The organism is Phyllobacterium zundukense (assembly GCF_025452195.1).
Taxonomy (GTDB): domain Bacteria; phylum Pseudomonadota; class Alphaproteobacteria; order Rhizobiales; family Rhizobiaceae; genus Phyllobacterium; species Phyllobacterium zundukense_A.
Genome location: NZ_CP104970.1, coordinates 143,282 through 159,418, shown reverse-complemented (window position 1 = coordinate 159,418; position 16,137 = coordinate 143,282). Strand labels below are relative to the sequence as shown.

Sequence of the window (16,137 nt, the reverse complement as noted above, 5' to 3'; positions counted from 1 at the left end):
ACTTTCAAATAAATCAAAGCGGTTGGATTTCAACGAATTCGGGAGAGCTCTGGAGCGCTTGTCGTGCTTTCAGCCTTGCCGCCTCGCGACGGTGATCGTTGCTTTGGACGGCAATGGCAGTCTCGGTAAACGCGTCGGCTGAAGCAAAAAGCGTCAGCCTGTTCACGCGGTCGAGCTGCGCGGCGACGGCGGCATCGATGACCGCCTCGCCGTGCATGGCGCCTAGGATGGCCCCAGCCATCACGCCAATCGAGTCGGTGTCGCGTCCCGAGTTGATGCCATCCTGGATGGTCCTGTAGAAATCACCGTCGTTGACGACAGCGAAACCAAGTGCCAGCGGCAGTTCCTCGATTGCGTTGATACGAGATGGGCGATAGGCCTCGCTCGGGACGCCGGCTTTCTTGATCGAATGCACAACGTCGTCCCCCATAGGCGAATATTTTCCTATGATCGAATGAAATGTCTCGACAACCTTGGCATGCTCGGCGCCCTTCAGTCCTTGCGCTGCATCGACGATGCCGGCAATCGCCTTCTTCGTTCCATCCTTGGCGAGCAAGAGCGCCTCATCAATGATCTTATCGACCGTCGTACCGGGAACGAGGGCAGCGGCGATCGCCGCGGCGAGCACACCGGCGGCCTCAAGCCCAAAGCTTTGTTGATGACCGGACGCGAACGCAATCGCCTCGTCGTAGGCCGCTTTGGGATCGCATGCATTCACGACGCCGATCGGTGCGATGTACATCGCTGCGCCACAGTTCACCATGTTGCCGATCCCACCCTCGCGCGGATCGCAGTTGGTCAGCTGATGACGCTGGAAGATCCACTTCTCCGGGTAGAAAAGACGTTCGATCAAGAGGGCTTCGCGCTGGAGTTCGGGAACCCACCTGGGCTTCCAGGCGATTTCCCGGACCATGCCGTCAGCCATGTCCCAAGCGTCCAGATGCCGGCGAACGTCGTTATAGACCGACATTAGGCACAAGGTCATCAGCGTATCGTCCGTGACGATGCCGCTGCCGCGGACGCGGCCGCTGCGGGCTATCTCACTCTGGTTCATGCGGTGCCACGCGGTGTCGAGCGACGTCACCTTGCCATAGCGATCGCGGATCTCGACAGCAGAGAGTTTTTCGACGGGCGCTCCGATGGCGTCGCCGTAAGCGACGCCAAAGAGAAGCGCACGAACCCTTCCCTTGAGGGATAGATTAGTGTCATTTGTCATTCAGTACAGTCCTCGCATAGTCGGTCATGTGCGCGCCGCCGGCAGCATTCCACTCCGCGACGTATTGGTCCCATTGGTCGATCTTTGCCTGCCCGGAGATGAACTTATATGTCCATGCCCGGTAGACGTTCTGGGCAGAATCGATGTCGGTCGCGTATTCGGCAGGCCAGATAAAGGCGTTGTCCGGCCTAAAGTCGGCGGCGATGGTCTTCAGCGATTGTTGCGCAGCATCACCCATCAATTGCACCGGCGGTTGCCAGTTGGCCGCGACAAGGAAGCGAGGGTACCAGGTGGCGATTTTGGCGGTCAGCTTAATCGCGCCGCCGTCCTTGGTATATTGCTCGCCTTCAAAGCCGAGCCTTTCGATTATCTGGCCCTCGGGGCTGGCAATGAAATCAAGCAGCTTCACCACCTGTTCTTTATGCTTGGATGTGGTCGAGATCGCGAAGCCGCGCGTTTCCTTGGAGACGTCAAACGCCATCAAGCCCTGTCCTGCGGGGCCCCTCGGCGGCGCAAGCAGCGTCAAGGTCGGATTCTTGTCGGGATGTGCCTGGCGCATCTTTCCGCCATAGATCTCGATCACGTCGGCGGACGAGCCGAAAACGACACCAACCCGGCCGGAATAGAACTTGTCTTCCTTGGTGTCCCACTTCGTCGTGATATACTCCGGATCGAGAAGCTTCTGCTCTCGAAGCGAAGCATAGAAGGCGATCTTTGCCTTTTCCTGAGCGGAGATCCTTGAAGAGATCCATTTGCCACTCTCGTCCTTGAGCCAACTCGCACTGACACCGAACGGCTGATTGAAGATCGAATCGATCTCATCCATATTGCCGGGCGCGGTCAGGCCGTAGGTATGGTCGCTGCCGACGCCGCCAAGATTGGCATCTTTGATCGCCTTGAAGAGCTTGACGTAATCATCGACAGTCTGCGGTGCGCCAACACCCGACTTTGCCAACCAGTCCGTTCGGATGAGCGGCTGCGGGATACGCGGCGGAAAGACGTAAATGAGGTAGGGATAGTTCTTCAGCCGCTCGTTATTGTGCGGGAAGAGCGCGTCCTTCAGGTAAGTGGTCTTCGGCAGCCAGGTGTTCCAGTCCTCGAGGAGGCCCTGCTCGGCCATCTGGGCGTCACCGCCCTGAAAGTAGATGAGGTCGGGAATGTCACCGGACAGAAGCATCGCGTTCAGCTTATCGGCGTAACCTGAAGACGGCAGATCGACGATCTGGATACGAATGTCCGCGCCCTTGGCTTTCAGCGCCTCCTCATACTTGTGCATGAGCTTCACATCGTCAGGATTGCTGTTAAGCAAATCCTTCGAGACGACACGGATCGTCACAGGATCTGACAAGGCCGGCAAGGCGACACCGGTAAGCAGCGCCATCGCAGTCAGAGCGCCTATAACTATTCTTCCAAGCATGTTTTCCTCCTCCTTGAGAATGCTTTGGGTATGCCTCAGCCTTTCAGCGCACCACTCATGGTGCCCTTGGTGAAAAACTTCAGAATCAGTGGGTAGATCGCCAGGATCGGGACGATCGTCAGAAGGATCATTCCTGCGCTCAGCGCGCGGATGTTGATCTGGCTAGCGCCGGTGTAGTTGTTGGAGTTGTCCACGCCGACCATGGCCAGCTTGTCGCCTTCGACGACAAATTGTCTGAGCACCACCTGGAGCGGCCATTTCGACTGGTCGTTCAGATAGATCATCGGCCGGAAGAAGTCGTTCCAGTGAAAGACGAAGTAGAAGAGCGCGACCGTCGCTAAGGCCGATTTCGAGACGGGCAACGCGATATGCCAGAAGATCTGGAAAGCATTGGCGCCATCGAGCTCGGCTGCTTCCAGCACTTCACTCGGAACTTCCTCGAAGAAGCGGATCAGGATGATCAGGTACCACGCGTTGACGACCTTGAAGAGGATGACCGACCAGTAGCTGTCGATCAGCCCGAGCCTCTTGTTAAGGAAATAGTCGGGAATCATGCCGGGATCGAAGACGATCGTTACGAGCACGAGTACAAGGATAGTACGGCGTCCCGGTAGCCCTGGACGCGACAAGGCCCAGGCCATCAGGGCCGTAAAGATGACGCCAAGGACGGTGCTGGTCAGGGTGATGAAGATCGAGTTCAGGATCCCCCGCTGGACCGCCGGATTGGTGATCAATAGCTTCCAGACGTCGAAAGAAAAACCATCCGGAACGATCGCCAGGCCGCTCATGCTCGTTACTTTGGACGGATCCGACAGCGAGATGGCGAGCAGGTTTAACAGCGGCTGCACCATCAGCACGACGAGGATAAGCAAGGTCGAGAGGATGATCGCATATTCGAGACGCTCAATGGGCGTGCGGCGCATTTTGCCCGTAGCCATCACCACACCCCCTTGCCTGTCAGTTTTTTCGATAGGAGATGAGCGCCGCTGATCAGCAGCATTCCGAGGATCGCCTTGAACAAGCCAGCCGCTGTCGCCAACGAATACTGGCCTGTCTGCAGGCCGATCCGGTAGACATAGGCATCGATGATATCGATCTTGCTGCGGACGATATCGTTGGTAAAGTTGATCACCTGGTTGAGATCGGCATTGAGTGCCATGCCGGCGTTCAGTATGAACAGCGTCGCGATCGTCGGAATGATGCCTGGGATGGTGACATAGAGGATCTTTTGCCAGCGATTGGCGCCGTCCATCTCGGCCGCCTGATAAAGCTCCTGGTCGATGGCGATAATGGCAGCGAGATAGAGCAGGCTGTCCCAACCGGCGGAGCGCCAGATCTCGGAGAACACCAAAACCCAGCGGATGGTGCCGGTTTCCGTCATGAACGAGACCGGTTGCATGCCGAAGAAACCCATCACTTCGTTGACCGAACCGGTGTTCGGCGAGAGGACGGCGATAAAGACACCGGCGATGACGACCCAGGACAGAAAGTGCGGCAAATAGATCGCCGACTGGATGAATTTACGGATCCCGCTCCCACGGACTTCGTTGAGCAGCAGCGCAACCACAATCGGCACGGGGAAAACGAAGACGATCTTCATTGCCGAAATGATCAGGGTATTAGCCAGGACTTGCCAAAAGACCGGTGACGAAAATAGCAATTCGAAATGCTTCAGCCCCACCCAGATATTTGGTGGGATGATCCGCAGTTGCTGAAACGCAACCTTCGCCTCCCAGATCGGCATGTAGTGGAAGATGAAAAAAAAGATCAGAGCCGGCGCCATCATCAGGTAGTATGGCCACCAGTCCCGGAAACGGACTCTGGTCCCAACTCTCATTGTGGTAACGTTCCCATATTTTGTTCCGATAGATGGCGAAATTGTGCTCGCGCTCATGAGTTCCTACCTCCCTGCGGCCAATCGGTCGGTATTTCCCGCCAAGAGATTGGCCAATGATCCACGCTCTATAAGGCGGCATGGTATGTAAACGCGGCCGTGCTCTGGCCGTCCGGCCATTTCGTCGAAGAGACACGTGACGGTCGTCGAGCCGATTTTGCGGCCATCCTTTTCGATCGTCGTCAGAGCCGGCCAGGAGAACGCCCCAGACGGAATGCCGTCGAAGCCGAGGATCGAAACATCCTCAGGACAGCGCAGTCCGGCATCTCGGACAGCGAGAATAGCGCCGAGCGCCATCAGGTCGTTGGCGCAGAAGACGGCCAGATGCCGTCCTTTCGACGCGCGCTCCAGCAAGCGGCTCATCGCTTCTTTGCCACCTTCGACGGTGTAGTCGCTATCTTCGGTGTGCAGGCTGGCAGGATCAATATCGCGCTCGATGCAATGTTGATTAATGGCACGCAAAAAACGCGCACGCGCTAGTTTGGACTTTGGACCGAGGATAAATGCTGGCTGCGCGTGACCATGGGCGAGCAGAACATCCATCCCTAGCCGGACCCCCTGTGCGATGTCCGACCCGACACTTGAGGTATCTGGAAAACTCTCCGCGCTTGAGCCGATCAGAACAAACGGCATGCCGAAACGGTCGAGACCATCGAGGTTATCGGCAACAGGATTGATGATCGCTCCGTCGACACGGGCCTGCCGCAAAGCCCGGAGGTGCGCGGCCTCCTTGGCGGAATCCCAGTCCGATGAAAACACCAGCAGCGACATACCCTCTTTGGCGGCCTGATCCTGAGCGCCACGGGCAACATCTGCCCAGAAGGGATTGGCAATATCGGGAATGACGAGACCGAGAAGTCCGCTTCGCCCGGAGCGCATTCCGACCGCGAGATGATTTGGCTCGTAACCGGTGGCCGACACGGCGGCGTGAACGCGCTCCGCGGCCTCCTCCGAGATGTTCGGCGAGCCTCCCAGCACACGCGCCACGGTGCTCTTCGACACGCCGGCTCTTTTGGCCACGTCGATGATTGTCGCCCTGTGGCGGGTTTCTTTCTTCAAGCTAAACTCCTCCGCGCCGACGGGAGACGTAGTTCCATCGGTTGACGTGGGAACGTTACCATCGGTATATGAGGATGGCAACCTCTTTTTGAGGGGCCGCTCACAAGCGCTAGAGGCGAAGTTTCGGGGAGGACGTCATGATAACTGTGTTGGGTTCGATCAATGTCGATCTGGTTGCCAAGGCTCCACGGTTGCCGCGGCCGGGAGAGACGATAACCGGCTGCAACTTCTCGATAGAAGCCGGAGGGAAAGGCGCCAATCAGGCGCTTGCTGCACGAAGGGCCGGCGCCGACGTTCGTCTGGTCGGCGCCGTGGGCAAGGATGGCTTTGCCGTTGCCTGGCGCAGAAACCTTGAGCTTGCCCCCTGATACAAGTATCTCTCAGACGAGAGCACAGACTAACACAAGGGCAGGATGCGGCGATGCTGAAAACCGATACCCGCCAAGCGAATTGGCGTCGTGCCAATCCAGGCAAATATGATGCTCACCTTGCTGTGCAGCGAGCAGTGAAGGCAGGCGAGTTGGAGAAGCAAACGTGTGAGGTCTGCGGGGTCGAAGCGGTCGATGCCCATCATGATCAATACGACGAGCCTTTAAGAGTACGGTGGTTATGCCGACGGCATCACACGAGGCTTCACCACTACGGCGAAGATATGTTTCCGGTCAGGAATGCACTTTAAAGGCCCGACCAAACTGGCTGCCCCTGTTGTTGCGGTCACGCCGCCAGTGACATGCCTCCGGTCTTCCGCTCTACCAGGCCCAGTCGGAACTCATCCCGCTGACGCCGGGGCGAGAGCGAAGAATAGAACGGGTATATGTGCGATCTGCGTCGGCGGCTCATTGGGCGATAGCTTTCAGGCGGGAGCCGATTTGTGTGGCCGGCCACTTTGCTGGTCATAGCGGACCATGCGAGCTCGGAAGGCGGTCTTGATTATTGCCTTGCCCCGCCGCCGGTCAGTGCATGGCAACCAGCTTCACGAGGCTTGCGGGCTGCCTAACATAACATCCTTAGCAGCATCCGGCCCTGATGGTCCTGTCCTCCGAAGAATATTGCCAGAACCCTTATCAGCTTCTGTTCTTCCAAAACCTCGAAGTAGAAAATGGCCCGATGTTTTGTGACATTTCGGATGCCATCCCCGAGCTCTGGCCGGAGGGTGCCCTGAAACGGTGCGTCTGCAATCCGTTCCAGGGCTCGCTCGATCTCTGCAATACGAGATGATGCATGTTCGAAAGCGGCCTCTGGATCTTCGCCAAAATCAAGTCCGGCAGTGATGAGAAAATCGAATATCAGTTCCAGATCAGCGGCAGCAGCTTCGGACCGTTCAACCCGAAAGGCCATATTCAGCCTTTTTTCTGCTGATCATATCCAGGGTCTGACGACGGCCTTCTTCCAGACTGACGAACTTGCCGGCACGGCGCTCCGCAAGCAGCACACTCAGTGCTTGTGTGTGTGATCGTCGAGCTTCCGTTTCATCGCGCAACATCTCCAGTCCATGCTGGATCGCCGCACTCACGCTGGAAAACCGACCTTCAGCCACAAGATTCCGTACAAAGGAATCCTGGGACTCTGTTAGCGAGACAGACGCTTTGACACTCATCTCCAATCTCCTTCTGGCATCAGTCTATACTACTCAGTAGCATAAGGCAATAGAGTATGGCACAAGATGCTTCTGGGTAACGAGGACGGACGGATCAATCGAAAATTTCTCTATTTCTAGTTGCCTCTGAAGAGCTTGGCCCGCGTAACAGAAATTCGCGGGAAGGTGCTGCGCTGAATGAGTGTTGGACCCGCCATTTCGACCTTTGACCCCCGTTTATGTGATATGGCGAATTCTTCTGAAAGCTCGACGAAACTACGCTGTGACGGATCGCCTTTTTGAGGTTCTGCGTGGAAGATCGCCAAACGGTCGCGGGGGATGTGGTTTCAGGTTCTTGGGAGAAGGCCAGGTATTCACATGAGCGATCGGCCGGGAGGATCCCGTTTGATGCAGATACAGAGCGGCGGTCAAATAAGCGTCTTCAAGTGCGCCGTGAGTTCTCATGATCCGCGATCTGCCGATCTTTCGTAAACAGTCATCCAATTTTGCGGATTCACCATGCCATACGTCTCGTGCACGCTCCATTGTACAAAAGGTGGGATGAATTAACTGCTCGACTTCCGCTTTTCGCAATTCCCTTTGCAGATAGCGCATGTCGAACTCTGCGTGGTGCATGACTAGTTCATCTGCCCACAACAACCAGTTGCGAACACGTATAGCCAAATCTGCGAATAGATCCTGATAGCGTGTCATCCAATTATCGAAGCCATGGACACCGAGAGCGGCAGGATGGCTGTCTTTGCGCGGATCAAAAATCAGATAGAGGGATTGCCGTTGCAGTTCATCGCCTTCTAGGCGTACTGCACCAAGGGTGACAATTCGATCGTAGGGCAACAAACCGGTCGTTTCGGTGTCTAACACTATGACACGCTTCTTGCGAGTATGAACGCTTGGCATATCCATGGGAAAGCTGCCTACTGGACCGACCGATCCTGTTGACGAAACTGACAGTAAGTCCGGAATTTGGGTCCTACCTAATTTGGGCCGCTCGCGAATGGTCGCGCGAACGAGATCGCAATCAATCAGTCAACGCTCAGGTTGTCAGCAGACGATTTGCCGGAACGGCGGTCCTGGACGATCTCATACTTGATTTTCTGGCCGTCATTGAGGCCACGCAATCCAGCCCGCTCTACCGCGGAGATATGGACGAACACATCAGCACCGCCGTCGTCGGGTTGAATGAAGATCCCATGGGGAGTGACAGCGGCCGGCGCTCTGGCAGAGTAAGGCTGCATCAAAGCACTCACTCAAAAAGGAGCCAGCCATGAAAGCTGTGATTGCCCCATCAGAAACACCGACCGCCATACGCACCGATCTTGCCGCAATATTCGTATCATTGGAACTCTCTCGCTCAACCTGGCTGATCACATCGTTGTCGCCGGGAAACGGCGAGAAGATGTCGAAGCACTCGGTGGTTGGCGGCGATGTGACGGCATTGCTGCATCGTTTTGCTCAGCTCCAGGAGAAGGTGCGATCTCGTACGGACGATGAGGTTCCGGTCGTGAGCATTCAGGAAGCCGGACTTGACGGCTTCTGGATCGATCGTGTGCTGAAGGCGAACGGGATAGAAAGTTACGTCGTCGATCCGGCTTCGATTGCAACCTCGCGGCGCAGACGGCAGGCGAAGACGGATAGGCTGGATGGCGAGGCATTGGTGCGGGCGCTGTTGGGTTTCAAGCGGGGTGAGCCGCGTGTTTGCGCTATGGTCAGGCCCCCGGACCCTGGGAACGAAGATCGCCGCCGCATCTGCCGGGAACGCAAGGTATTGATTGCCGAGCGGGTGGAGCATGTCAATCGGATCAAAGGCCTGCTTTTCGCCCAGGGCGTGCGTGACTACGAGCCGCTGCACCAAGGCCGCCGCAAACGACTGGAAGATCTCCACACCGGTGATGGCCGACCTTTGCCACTGCATCTGAAAGCGCAGATAATCCGCGAACTTGACCGGCTCGAATTGCTGCTTGTGCAAATCGCGGCAGTCGAGAGCGAAAGGGATGCACTGCTGGCTGCGCAAAAGGATACGGTAGTTGAAACGCCGGCACCGGCAGCGATGCTGCTCGACATCAAGGGTATTGGTCCGGAGTTCGCCGCCATCCTATGCACAGAAGGGTTTTTCCGTCACTTTGACAATCGCCGGCAGGTCGCTTCGTACGCAGGACTTGCGCCAACCCCCTGGCAAAGCGGCACCATCGATCACGACCAGGGCGTGTCGAAAGTCGGCAATCCCAGGCTGCGCACAACCATGATTCAATTGTCGTGGCTGTGGTTGCGTCATCAACCGCAATCAGCGCTCAGCTTTTGGTTTAAGGAGCGCGTTTGGTCAAATGGCGGGCGCATGAAGAAGAGCGCCATTGTCGCGCTAGCGCGAAAACTTCTCGTGGCATTGTGGAAATACGTCGCCATGGGCGTTGTTATCGAGGGGGCTGTGATGAAGTCCGTCTGACAACAATCCCGATTGTGTAATCTTGTAATCTTCCGGGACCGATCAATCCCGGCGGATCCAGGTGGATGACCGCGTTTTGGCATGGCTTAAAATGCCGTAGATGAAGAATGGTCTCATCTTCCTGAGCCACTGCCGCAACGCAAGCGGGATAATGGTGCAGCCGTTCAGCGGCGACCGCATGTGAGTTTGAACCGGCGATGGAAACACGCCGTGTTATGCAAGCTGGCCCAGACCATGGATACCGAAGACGGACCGAAAGGAATCTTGCTCATGCGAAAATAACCTCTTGACCCAAAACTCTCCATGTGAGCCAAAACCTTTGGTCGAGTTGAACCATTTAACAGTGCCAGTAGCCATTTCCATCTTCTTCGTGCGTAGGAGTGTTCGAAAGAGCGGCGAACCGATTATATTTGCCACCGGAGGTTTATGGCCTCGACCGGAAATGTCAATCAGTAGAATTTCCTAGTGAGATCGGGGGGTCCTCGACACGAGCGCACCGATGCTGGCGGGGGGATACCCCGCCCGAAAGCATAGGTCTATTTGGCCGGCGGGAAAACTATCCTCGAAGTCGGCTCGGAGATCACATCCGGCGGCAGTCTGTCCAACATATCTTTTGTGCGTTCGAGGATGGCGGGCGCCACACAACTTACCCAATCTTACTTGCTGCCACCGCAGTCGCGAAGAACTTAAATGCTTTTGCAACCGATGAATGCCAGACTGCGGACCGGCAAGAGCGGCCCTGCCAACACCGTTGCAAAGTCTAGCGCAAGCGGCAAAATCCGCGATAGACCAAGGAGAAAATATGTCCCCTCTTTCACTATTGCCAGAGCAAACCGCTCTGATCGTTATTGATGTCCAAAAAGCTTTTGATGAGATGGAGGCAGTTGACAATAGAAGGAACAATCCGGAGGCTGTGGCAAGGATTGCGGAGCTTCTGGCTGCGTTCCGCAGATCGAAGGCCAGCATAATTCATATTCGCCACTCAAACCAAAAACCACAGTCCCGTTTCAATCCCGCGCAAAGTGGACATCAGGTTATAGAGGAGGCACGCGAACGGCCGGATGAACCTGTACTCGTCAAGACCGTGAACAGCTCATTCATCGGCACTGACCTCGAACAGCGTTTGAGAAACAGCGGCATTCATGGCGTGGTGATTGTGGGAGCGACGACAAATCACTGTGTGGAGACGACTACGCGCATGGCGGGCAATCTTGGCTTTGATACTTTATTGGTTTCCGATGCGACCTGGACGTTTGACCGCCAGGGATTGGATGGGCGGCTTTATGCGGCGGCCGACATCCATGCAATGAGCTTGGCTAATCTGAACGATGAATTCTGCAGGGTTGTGGCGACTGAAGACATCATTGCTGCCTTGAAATCCAGTGACTTTTCGCACCAGCGCTGAATGACAAGCAGTTCATCTGGACGCATCCCACGGCTCACAGCGGCTCGCCTTTTTTCGGCTCTCTCACAATTGTCTTTCCATCGCCGCTGTATCCGACAGTACCAAGAACTGATCGTATCTCGTCCATGGATTCGAGCAGGCGTCGCTTCGCTGACTCTGACAACTTGCCAACCGTGGCTTCCAACGTCTGATCGACCTCGTTTTCCAGTTGGTCGAGTATCTTGCGCCCGTGATCGGTCAATTTGATCAACTGACGTTTTCCATTCCAGTCATCCGTTGATTTCTCGGCCATCCAAATGAAACGAGCCGCGCAAGTATCCGGCTGATCTGGGCTTTGTCCATCATCAAATCGGCTGCCAGTCGTGTCGCAGTTGTAGTTCCGGATGCCAATATTTCCGACGCGATCCTGTGCATGGCAATCGTGTAGCCGCTTTTTGAGTGCCGCTCAGAAAGTAAGCCGAGCTTTGCCGTATAAAAGTGGTTGAAGCGTCGTATCTCTTTTGTTGATTGCATCAATAACACCCGACAGTTGGCTTAAACCCACCATTTATGTTGATGCTATCAACATATCGTAAACGTCGGCGCCATCTGACTGCATCCCAGACATCATCCGTCGACATGATTGGCGCGCTTTGTTCGCAGGGCGGCAGGCGGACGTTTGGTCGTGGACGGGAGATTGGTCGGGAACCAATAGAAGTCGTCGCATGGAACGCTCCCTGACGTGGTGGAACTGAGCTTGGTAAGCTGGGTGCTGACTGTCATACTCGGTTTCTTCGCCGCTCTCGACTGACCGGTCCAATCCGTGGAGTGGTGCAAACCAGTTCACGCGTGCGATTTGATTTTCGCAAAGACGACGCGGTTGCGCCCTTGTTCCTTGGCCTGCAAGAGACAATCATCAGCTGTTGCCAGGAGGTGTTCGAGTGTCTGGCCGGGCTCGTGGAAAGAGACGCCGATGCTGACGGTCATGGCTAACTCCTGATCCTGAACATTGCGGGAAATTCCCCGTGCGCCCAGCAATATCTTCTCCGCCATCCACGCAGCTTGTCCAAAGTCCGCGTCAGTGAGGAATATCGCGAATTCCTTTCCGCCAAAGCGTGCGCCAACATCGCGCCTGCCCAGCGTCTCCCGGATCATTGTGCCGAGTTCTAGGAGCACGCCATCGCCAATCACGTGACCGAATTTGTCATTAATGGTCTTGAACCGGTCGGCGTCAATGTAAAGAACGGCCCCGGCACTTAATGCAGGATTGCTGTTCCTGATCAGACGCTCGACCCGAAGATGAAATTCATGGCGTGTCGTAAGTCCGGTCATACCATCCTTGCGAAACGCAGTTTCAAGTTCTTCTGCCATCACTTTCAGCTTGTAGTTCTGCCCAATCAGAAATGCCCCCAAGGGACCACCGACAACAAGTACGATCAAAGTTGTCAAATAGATCGTCTTGTCCGCACGGTCGTATCCACCGAGATGGAAGAAGAGGACCGCGAGAACATTTGCCAGTGTACTCCCCAGCACAAGCAGAAGGACAATTTGCTTAATTGGCGCCATATCATCAAATTTCAGTACCAGGATATTGTAGTATTTCATCGGCGTCCTCCACCACAATGGATGGACTATAGGTATAGTGAAATGAAAGTACACACCTACCGCAGGAGAGCAGTCTAAATTCTACTTTTATTGTAAATATTCGCTAGGGGGACTTTGCTTTTGGGTGCAGCCCAGCATCCTCGTCATGTGTGGCAGAGAGGAAGCCGGCCTTCATTCGACATTGGCTTGTCGCGTTTTACCTTCGCGACCAGCCAATAAATGCAGTTTTACTGCGTAACGACGCTCCGATACGCGGTCAATCTAGAGTGAGGAACGTGTATCTTGCCAGCAATCTTACTGCTGGAGCCAGACATGCAACGTATCGCGCCTAAAGCGGATTGGAAAAAAGACGCTCAATCGCGCTTCGATACATTGCGAAATCAGCACTCGACTCTGCCGCGCGATGGAGGCTGGATCACGGCACGAACGTTGGAAGACTGTGTTCGAAAGATCCATGGCGGCGAAGTGCTGTGATTTGATTATTTCCGGGACAACATGTCGAAATTCTCGAGAGTTTCCTGACCCGGCTGGAATGCAGTGAGAACCACACCGCCTGACCATACGGATAGAGAGCGATATGCGACCAGATAACGACGGGCCTGGGTTGGACGAGACGCTGTTTTTCGCATCGGTTTGGCCATATTTGATTGTCTTAGTAATGATTATCGCGATCGCCTTTTGGATTTGGTTCGACATGCGGAACGAATGATGTTGGTTACCGGACAGCAAAGCACGAATGCAAGGAGGACCGCGTTGGCTTGCAGACCAAACCCGAAGATCTCAATAGGGAAATCGGCGAAAGTCTCCGGGAGCTCAGGTTACGCGCTGGCATGACCCAGCAAGAGCTTGGGGCCGCAATAATTAGTTTCCCTACAATGTCAGTGAACGGGAGATCAAAATCGGTACATGCGTCGGGGTTGCCATATCGAACGCGGAATCCGACGCAGATGAACTGTTCAAGCATGCGGACGTCGCGCTCTACGAAGCGAAGGCTCTCGGCTCAGGTCATGCGTGTGTCTTCCAATCCCAGATGCAGACTCGGTTGACGGAAAAAAAGTCTTTCGAAGCCGATCTCAAGCAGGCGCTGCGGAATGGTGAACTGGAAATATTTTACCAACCGCAAGTGAACACAATCACCCGTGAGATTTGTGGCTACGAGGCCCTCTTGCGGTGGGCTCATCCGATACGCGGGCAGGTTCTTCCATCAGAATTCATTCCAGTCGCGGAAAATATCGGGCTGATTCATGAACTGGGCGAGTGGGTCTTGAGAACGGCTTGCCTGGAGGCAACCCGTTGGCCAAGGCCGCTCAAAGTTGCGGTCAATCTGTCGCCTGTACAGTTCCGCAGCCGAAATCTCATTCAGAGCGTCATTACCATACTCTCTCAAAGTGGTCTCGATCCCAACCGCCTTGAGCTGGAGATCACCGAGTCTGTGCTCCTGGACAAGAACGGACGCTGGACATTTTGACGAAACTTAAGGCAGTTGGCATCCAGGTTGCTATGGACGACTTCGGCACCGGATATTCATCGCTTGGCAGCCTCAGGAGTTTCCCCTTCGATAAGATCAAGATCGATCGCTCTTTTATCCGCGACGTTACGACCCGCGCAGATGCCTTCGCCATCGTCGAATTGGTGACTGGGGTCGGGCGAAGCCTGGGGATGACTACAATCGCTGAAGGCATCGAGACCGAAGAGCAATTCGCATGCGTCAAAGAGGTTGGATGCGAGCAGGTTCAAGGCTTCCTGATGGGCAGGCCCGTACCTGCGTCGAGATTAGAGCATCTTCGCCAAGAGGTCGATAGCGATGGCTTGATTAAATACGAGCGTCTCGTCGATGCCAACGCGGCATCTGGCAGAGGGTAAAACGTTCGGTTCGGTTTCGCATCGTCATCCTAAAACATAGCGATGTCTTGAAAAAAGAAAGTCGGTGCAGGCGATAGTTAACCCGTCTGGCAGCATAGCCCTATAAGCAACCAAAGGAGTTTGGTTTGGAATTACTGACGGTTCACGGAATTAGGGTGGCTCTAGCATCTGATGAGGTTTCACCGGTTATCTGGCAGGCGCTTACAAGTGGCAGCTACGAAGCAAAAGAGGCCAAGGGGGTCATCAAGGCCGTGAGGCCGAATGATCGCGTGCTGGAGCTGGGGACTGGGATCGGCGTCATCACGTCGATTATCGCAAAGGTTCAGGGAGTCCGGGTGTGGTCGTTCGAAGCAAATGCATCGACAGCGGCCCTTGCACATCGTGTGATCAGTGCAAACGACCTTCGCAACGTCGTATTGTCCAAGGAATATTGACGGCCGGTGAACCGTGTACCTTGCCGTTCTATGTTCGAGAGGATCTCTGGATGTCATCCATGGACGAAAATCAAGGTTCTTACCAATTCGAGATATCGCTAGCGTCGACCAACATCGATGGCTTTATAGCGGATCATGCCATCAACGTTCTGGTCATGGACATTGAGGGCGCTGAACGAGATTTGCTTCGCAGGGCTGAGCTTTCCGGCATCGATCGGATCTTCCTTGAACTTCACGACCACCTCTACGGATTGTCAGGCATTCGTGAAATTACTCAGGCTTTGGGAGCAAAAGGCTTCGCCTACGACCCTCGTGGCTCCTATGGCCCCTGTGTCCTCTTCGCCAAAAAGCAGGGCCTGCGAGAATACGATGCGGGAGTTTTCGAAGCGACGGATTGAAAGCATGCGATTCAATGACCAGATACTTCGTGAGTTATGTGAAGCCGCGATTCGATTGGGTCAGATGAACGCACACAAGCATCTTGAACATCTGTTTGCTCTGATAGAACAAGAGCCCCAGTGCCATCACTCCGAAGACTGCCATGATGAGAAAGAACGTGCCAACGATTAAAACGTGTTTCACACGCCACTCGCGGACTGAAGAACTGAGAAAAGCCGAGAACGTGCGCCCTCGCGTCGGCGCATCGTGCTATCGGGTAAACGATTGCCGTCGAGCGGATACAAGAGTCTCCTTCTTACCAGAGACAATTTTCCGCGGGCCCCGTCAGGCGGGAGAAACAAGAGCGGGAATCGCCAACGGCTGATTCGACTCATCAAGGATGGCGAAGATATATCCGTTCTCACCAAGGGTAACAGAGTAACTTAGACGGTCACACACGCGGTTGGTTTTGTCGAAAGTAAGGACCCGTGGCTTCAAAAACGTAATCTTCTGCTCGTCTAGATAAACCGAATTGCAGACGATGATTTGGTCGCCAGGTTGGCATGTCCGCGCCGCAGCACCATTGAGAATGCAGCATCGGGAGTGGCGCTCACCGAATATGACATAGGTCGAAATCCGTTCGCCGGAATTCTTGTTCCATATTTCCACAAATTCCATGGGAAGAATGCCTGCTTCCTCGCAGTGAGCAGGATCAAGGGTAATCGAACCGTGGTAATTGAGGTTCGCCTCTGTGATGTGTATCCCATGAAGCTTGCCGGCGACCATCTTTCGCATTGTTTTAAACGTCCTTCGTTTTAATACACCGCTACCATTCGTGCAGGCGGCTCGG

The 16,137-nt window shown here is 54.9% G+C and carries 16 protein-coding genes and 3 pseudogenes; 7 read left to right on the top strand and 12 right to left on the bottom strand.

Annotated elements, in window-relative coordinates; genetic code table 11:
• Positions 1-13: 13 nt before the first annotated feature.
• The 5 genes from N8E88_RS02535 to N8E88_RS02515 form a co-directional block, all read right to left on the bottom strand.
• Positions 14-1,216, bottom strand: a complete 1,203-nt coding sequence (locus tag N8E88_RS02535) for an ADP-ribosylglycohydrolase family protein (RefSeq protein ID WP_262290961.1) — start codon at positions 1,214-1,216, stop codon at positions 14-16.
• Complete coding sequence (locus N8E88_RS02530) at positions 1,206-2,633, bottom strand: extracellular solute-binding protein (RefSeq protein WP_262290960.1); 1,428 nt, start codon at positions 2,631-2,633, stop codon at positions 1,206-1,208. Before N8E88_RS02530 ends, N8E88_RS02535 begins: the two co-directional genes overlap by 11 nt.
• A 35-nt stretch (positions 2,634-2,668) precedes the next feature.
• Complete coding sequence (locus tag N8E88_RS02525; RefSeq protein ID WP_262290959.1) at positions 2,669-3,571, bottom strand: carbohydrate ABC transporter permease; 903 nt, start codon at positions 3,569-3,571, stop codon at positions 2,669-2,671.
• Entirely contained in the window at positions 3,571-4,470 is a 900-nt protein-coding gene (locus N8E88_RS02520; RefSeq protein ID WP_262290958.1) for an ABC transporter permease, read from the bottom strand. Before N8E88_RS02520 ends, N8E88_RS02525 begins: the two co-directional genes overlap by 1 nt.
• Before the next feature lie 63 nt (positions 4,471-4,533).
• Positions 4,534-5,586 (bottom strand): LacI family DNA-binding transcriptional regulator, encoded by a 1,053-nt coding sequence (locus tag N8E88_RS02515; protein WP_262290957.1) that lies wholly within the window; start codon positions 5,584-5,586, stop codon positions 4,534-4,536.
• A gap of 137 nt (positions 5,587-5,723) precedes the next feature.
• Here N8E88_RS02515 and N8E88_RS02510 point away from each other — a divergent pair.
• Together N8E88_RS02510 and N8E88_RS02505 are read left to right on the top strand one after the other, a co-directional pair.
• Positions 5,724-5,918 (top strand): annotated as a pseudogene (locus N8E88_RS02510) (PfkB family carbohydrate kinase); the annotation flags it as partial.
• 89 nt (positions 5,919-6,007) lie between these two features.
• Positions 6,008-6,265, top strand: a complete 258-nt coding sequence (locus N8E88_RS02505; RefSeq protein ID WP_262290956.1) for a hypothetical protein — start codon at positions 6,008-6,010, stop codon at positions 6,263-6,265.
• Between the two features lie 314 nt (positions 6,266-6,579).
• On the opposite strand, the gene N8E88_RS02500 is transcribed toward N8E88_RS02505, so the two are convergent.
• Entirely contained in the window at positions 6,580-6,924 is a 345-nt protein-coding gene (locus N8E88_RS02500; RefSeq protein WP_262290955.1) for a type II toxin-antitoxin system RelE/ParE family toxin, read from the bottom strand.
• Positions 6,908-7,183 carry a ribbon-helix-helix domain-containing protein gene (locus N8E88_RS02495; RefSeq protein WP_262290954.1) on the bottom strand — a complete coding sequence of 92 codons (276 nt, stop codon included), beginning with the start codon at positions 7,181-7,183 and terminating at the stop codon, positions 6,908-6,910. The genes N8E88_RS02500 and N8E88_RS02495 overlap by 17 nt, the downstream gene beginning before the upstream one ends.
• Before the next feature lie 49 nt (positions 7,184-7,232).
• On the opposite strand from N8E88_RS02495, the gene N8E88_RS31645 reads away from it, so the two are divergent.
• Positions 7,233-7,313 (top strand): DUF3223 domain-containing protein, encoded by an 81-nt coding sequence (locus N8E88_RS31645; RefSeq protein WP_410010527.1) that lies wholly within the window; start codon positions 7,233-7,235, stop codon positions 7,311-7,313.
• Positions 7,314-7,438: 125 nt separating this feature from the next.
• Here the strand turns inward: N8E88_RS31645 and N8E88_RS02490 are convergent, their stop codons facing one another.
• Positions 7,439-8,086, bottom strand: coding sequence for a 3'-5' exonuclease (locus N8E88_RS02490; RefSeq protein ID WP_262290953.1), 648 nt, complete (start codon positions 8,084-8,086; stop codon positions 7,439-7,441).
• Between the two features lie 119 nt (positions 8,087-8,205).
• Positions 8,206-8,418: a cold-shock protein gene (locus N8E88_RS02485; RefSeq protein WP_262290952.1), complete on the bottom strand. Its 213-nt coding sequence runs from the start codon at positions 8,416-8,418 to the stop codon at positions 8,206-8,208.
• 29 nt (positions 8,419-8,447) lie between these two features.
• Here N8E88_RS02485 and N8E88_RS02480 point away from each other — a divergent pair, with 29 nt between their 5' ends.
• Both N8E88_RS02480 and N8E88_RS02475 read left to right on the top strand, forming a co-directional pair.
• A complete protein-coding gene (locus N8E88_RS02480; RefSeq protein ID WP_262290951.1) occupies positions 8,448-9,623 on the top strand; it encodes an IS110 family RNA-guided transposase in 1,176 nt (391 codons plus the stop codon).
• A gap of 802 nt (positions 9,624-10,425) precedes the next feature.
• Complete coding sequence (locus N8E88_RS02475) at positions 10,426-11,028, top strand: cysteine hydrolase family protein (protein ID WP_262290950.1); 603 nt, start codon at positions 10,426-10,428, stop codon at positions 11,026-11,028.
• Positions 11,029-11,062: 34 nt separating this feature from the next.
• Here the strand turns inward: N8E88_RS02475 and N8E88_RS02470 are convergent, their stop codons facing one another.
• Positions 11,063-11,278 carry a winged helix DNA-binding protein gene (locus N8E88_RS02470; protein WP_262290949.1) on the bottom strand — a complete coding sequence of 72 codons (216 nt, stop codon included), beginning with the start codon at positions 11,276-11,278 and terminating at the stop codon, positions 11,063-11,065.
• A gap of 572 nt (positions 11,279-11,850) precedes the next feature.
• On the bottom strand, positions 11,851-12,612 hold the full coding sequence (locus N8E88_RS02465; RefSeq protein WP_262290948.1) for a GGDEF domain-containing protein: 762 nt from the start codon (positions 12,610-12,612) through the stop codon (positions 11,851-11,853).
• Between the two features lie 871 nt (positions 12,613-13,483).
• On the opposite strand from N8E88_RS02465, the pseudogene N8E88_RS02460 reads away from it, so the two are divergent.
• Together N8E88_RS02460 and N8E88_RS02455 are read left to right on the top strand one after the other, a co-directional pair.
• Positions 13,484-14,475, top strand: a pseudogene (locus N8E88_RS02460) (putative bifunctional diguanylate cyclase/phosphodiesterase); the annotation flags it as partial.
• 125 nt (positions 14,476-14,600) lie between these two features.
• Positions 14,601-15,307 (top strand): annotated as a pseudogene (locus N8E88_RS02455) (FkbM family methyltransferase).
• Positions 15,308-15,632: 325 nt separating this feature from the next.
• Here the strand turns inward: N8E88_RS02455 and panD are convergent.
• Positions 15,633-16,082 (bottom strand): aspartate 1-decarboxylase, encoded by a 450-nt coding sequence (gene panD, locus N8E88_RS02450; protein WP_262290947.1) that lies wholly within the window; start codon positions 16,080-16,082, stop codon positions 15,633-15,635.
• Between the last annotated feature and the right edge of the window lie 55 nt (positions 16,083-16,137).

Coding starts and splice junctions, on each gene's coding strand:
- N8E88_RS02500 (WP_262290955.1), bottom strand. CDS start 6,924: ATGGCCTTTCGGGTTGAACGGTCCGAAGCTGCTGCCGCTGATCTGGAA.
- N8E88_RS02465 (WP_262290948.1), bottom strand. CDS start 12,612: ATGAAATACTACAATATCCTGGTACTGAAATTTGATGATATGGCGCCA.
- N8E88_RS02485 (WP_262290952.1), bottom strand. CDS start 8,418: ATGCAGCCTTACTCTGCCAGAGCGCCGGCCGCTGTCACTCCCCATGGG.
- N8E88_RS02495 (WP_262290954.1), bottom strand. CDS start 7,183: ATGAGTGTCAAAGCGTCTGTCTCGCTAACAGAGTCCCAGGATTCCTTT.
- N8E88_RS02520 (WP_262290958.1), bottom strand. CDS start 4,470: ATGAGAGTTGGGACCAGAGTCCGTTTCCGGGACTGGTGGCCATACTAC.
- N8E88_RS02490 (WP_262290953.1), bottom strand. CDS start 8,086: ATGGATATGCCAAGCGTTCATACTCGCAAGAAGCGTGTCATAGTGTTA.
- N8E88_RS02525 (WP_262290959.1), bottom strand. CDS start 3,571: ATGGCTACGGGCAAAATGCGCCGCACGCCCATTGAGCGTCTCGAATAT.
- N8E88_RS02535 (WP_262290961.1), bottom strand. CDS start 1,216: ATGACAAATGACACTAATCTATCCCTCAAGGGAAGGGTTCGTGCGCTT.
- N8E88_RS02480 (WP_262290951.1), top strand. CDS start 8,448: ATGAAAGCTGTGATTGCCCCATCAGAAACACCGACCGCCATACGCACC.
- N8E88_RS02505 (WP_262290956.1), top strand. CDS start 6,008: ATGCTGAAAACCGATACCCGCCAAGCGAATTGGCGTCGTGCCAATCCA.
- panD (WP_262290947.1), bottom strand. CDS start 16,082: ATGCGAAAGATGGTCGCCGGCAAGCTTCATGGGATACACATCACAGAG.
- N8E88_RS02475 (WP_262290950.1), top strand. CDS start 10,426: ATGTCCCCTCTTTCACTATTGCCAGAGCAAACCGCTCTGATCGTTATT.
- N8E88_RS02530 (WP_262290960.1), bottom strand. CDS start 2,633: ATGCTTGGAAGAATAGTTATAGGCGCTCTGACTGCGATGGCGCTGCTT.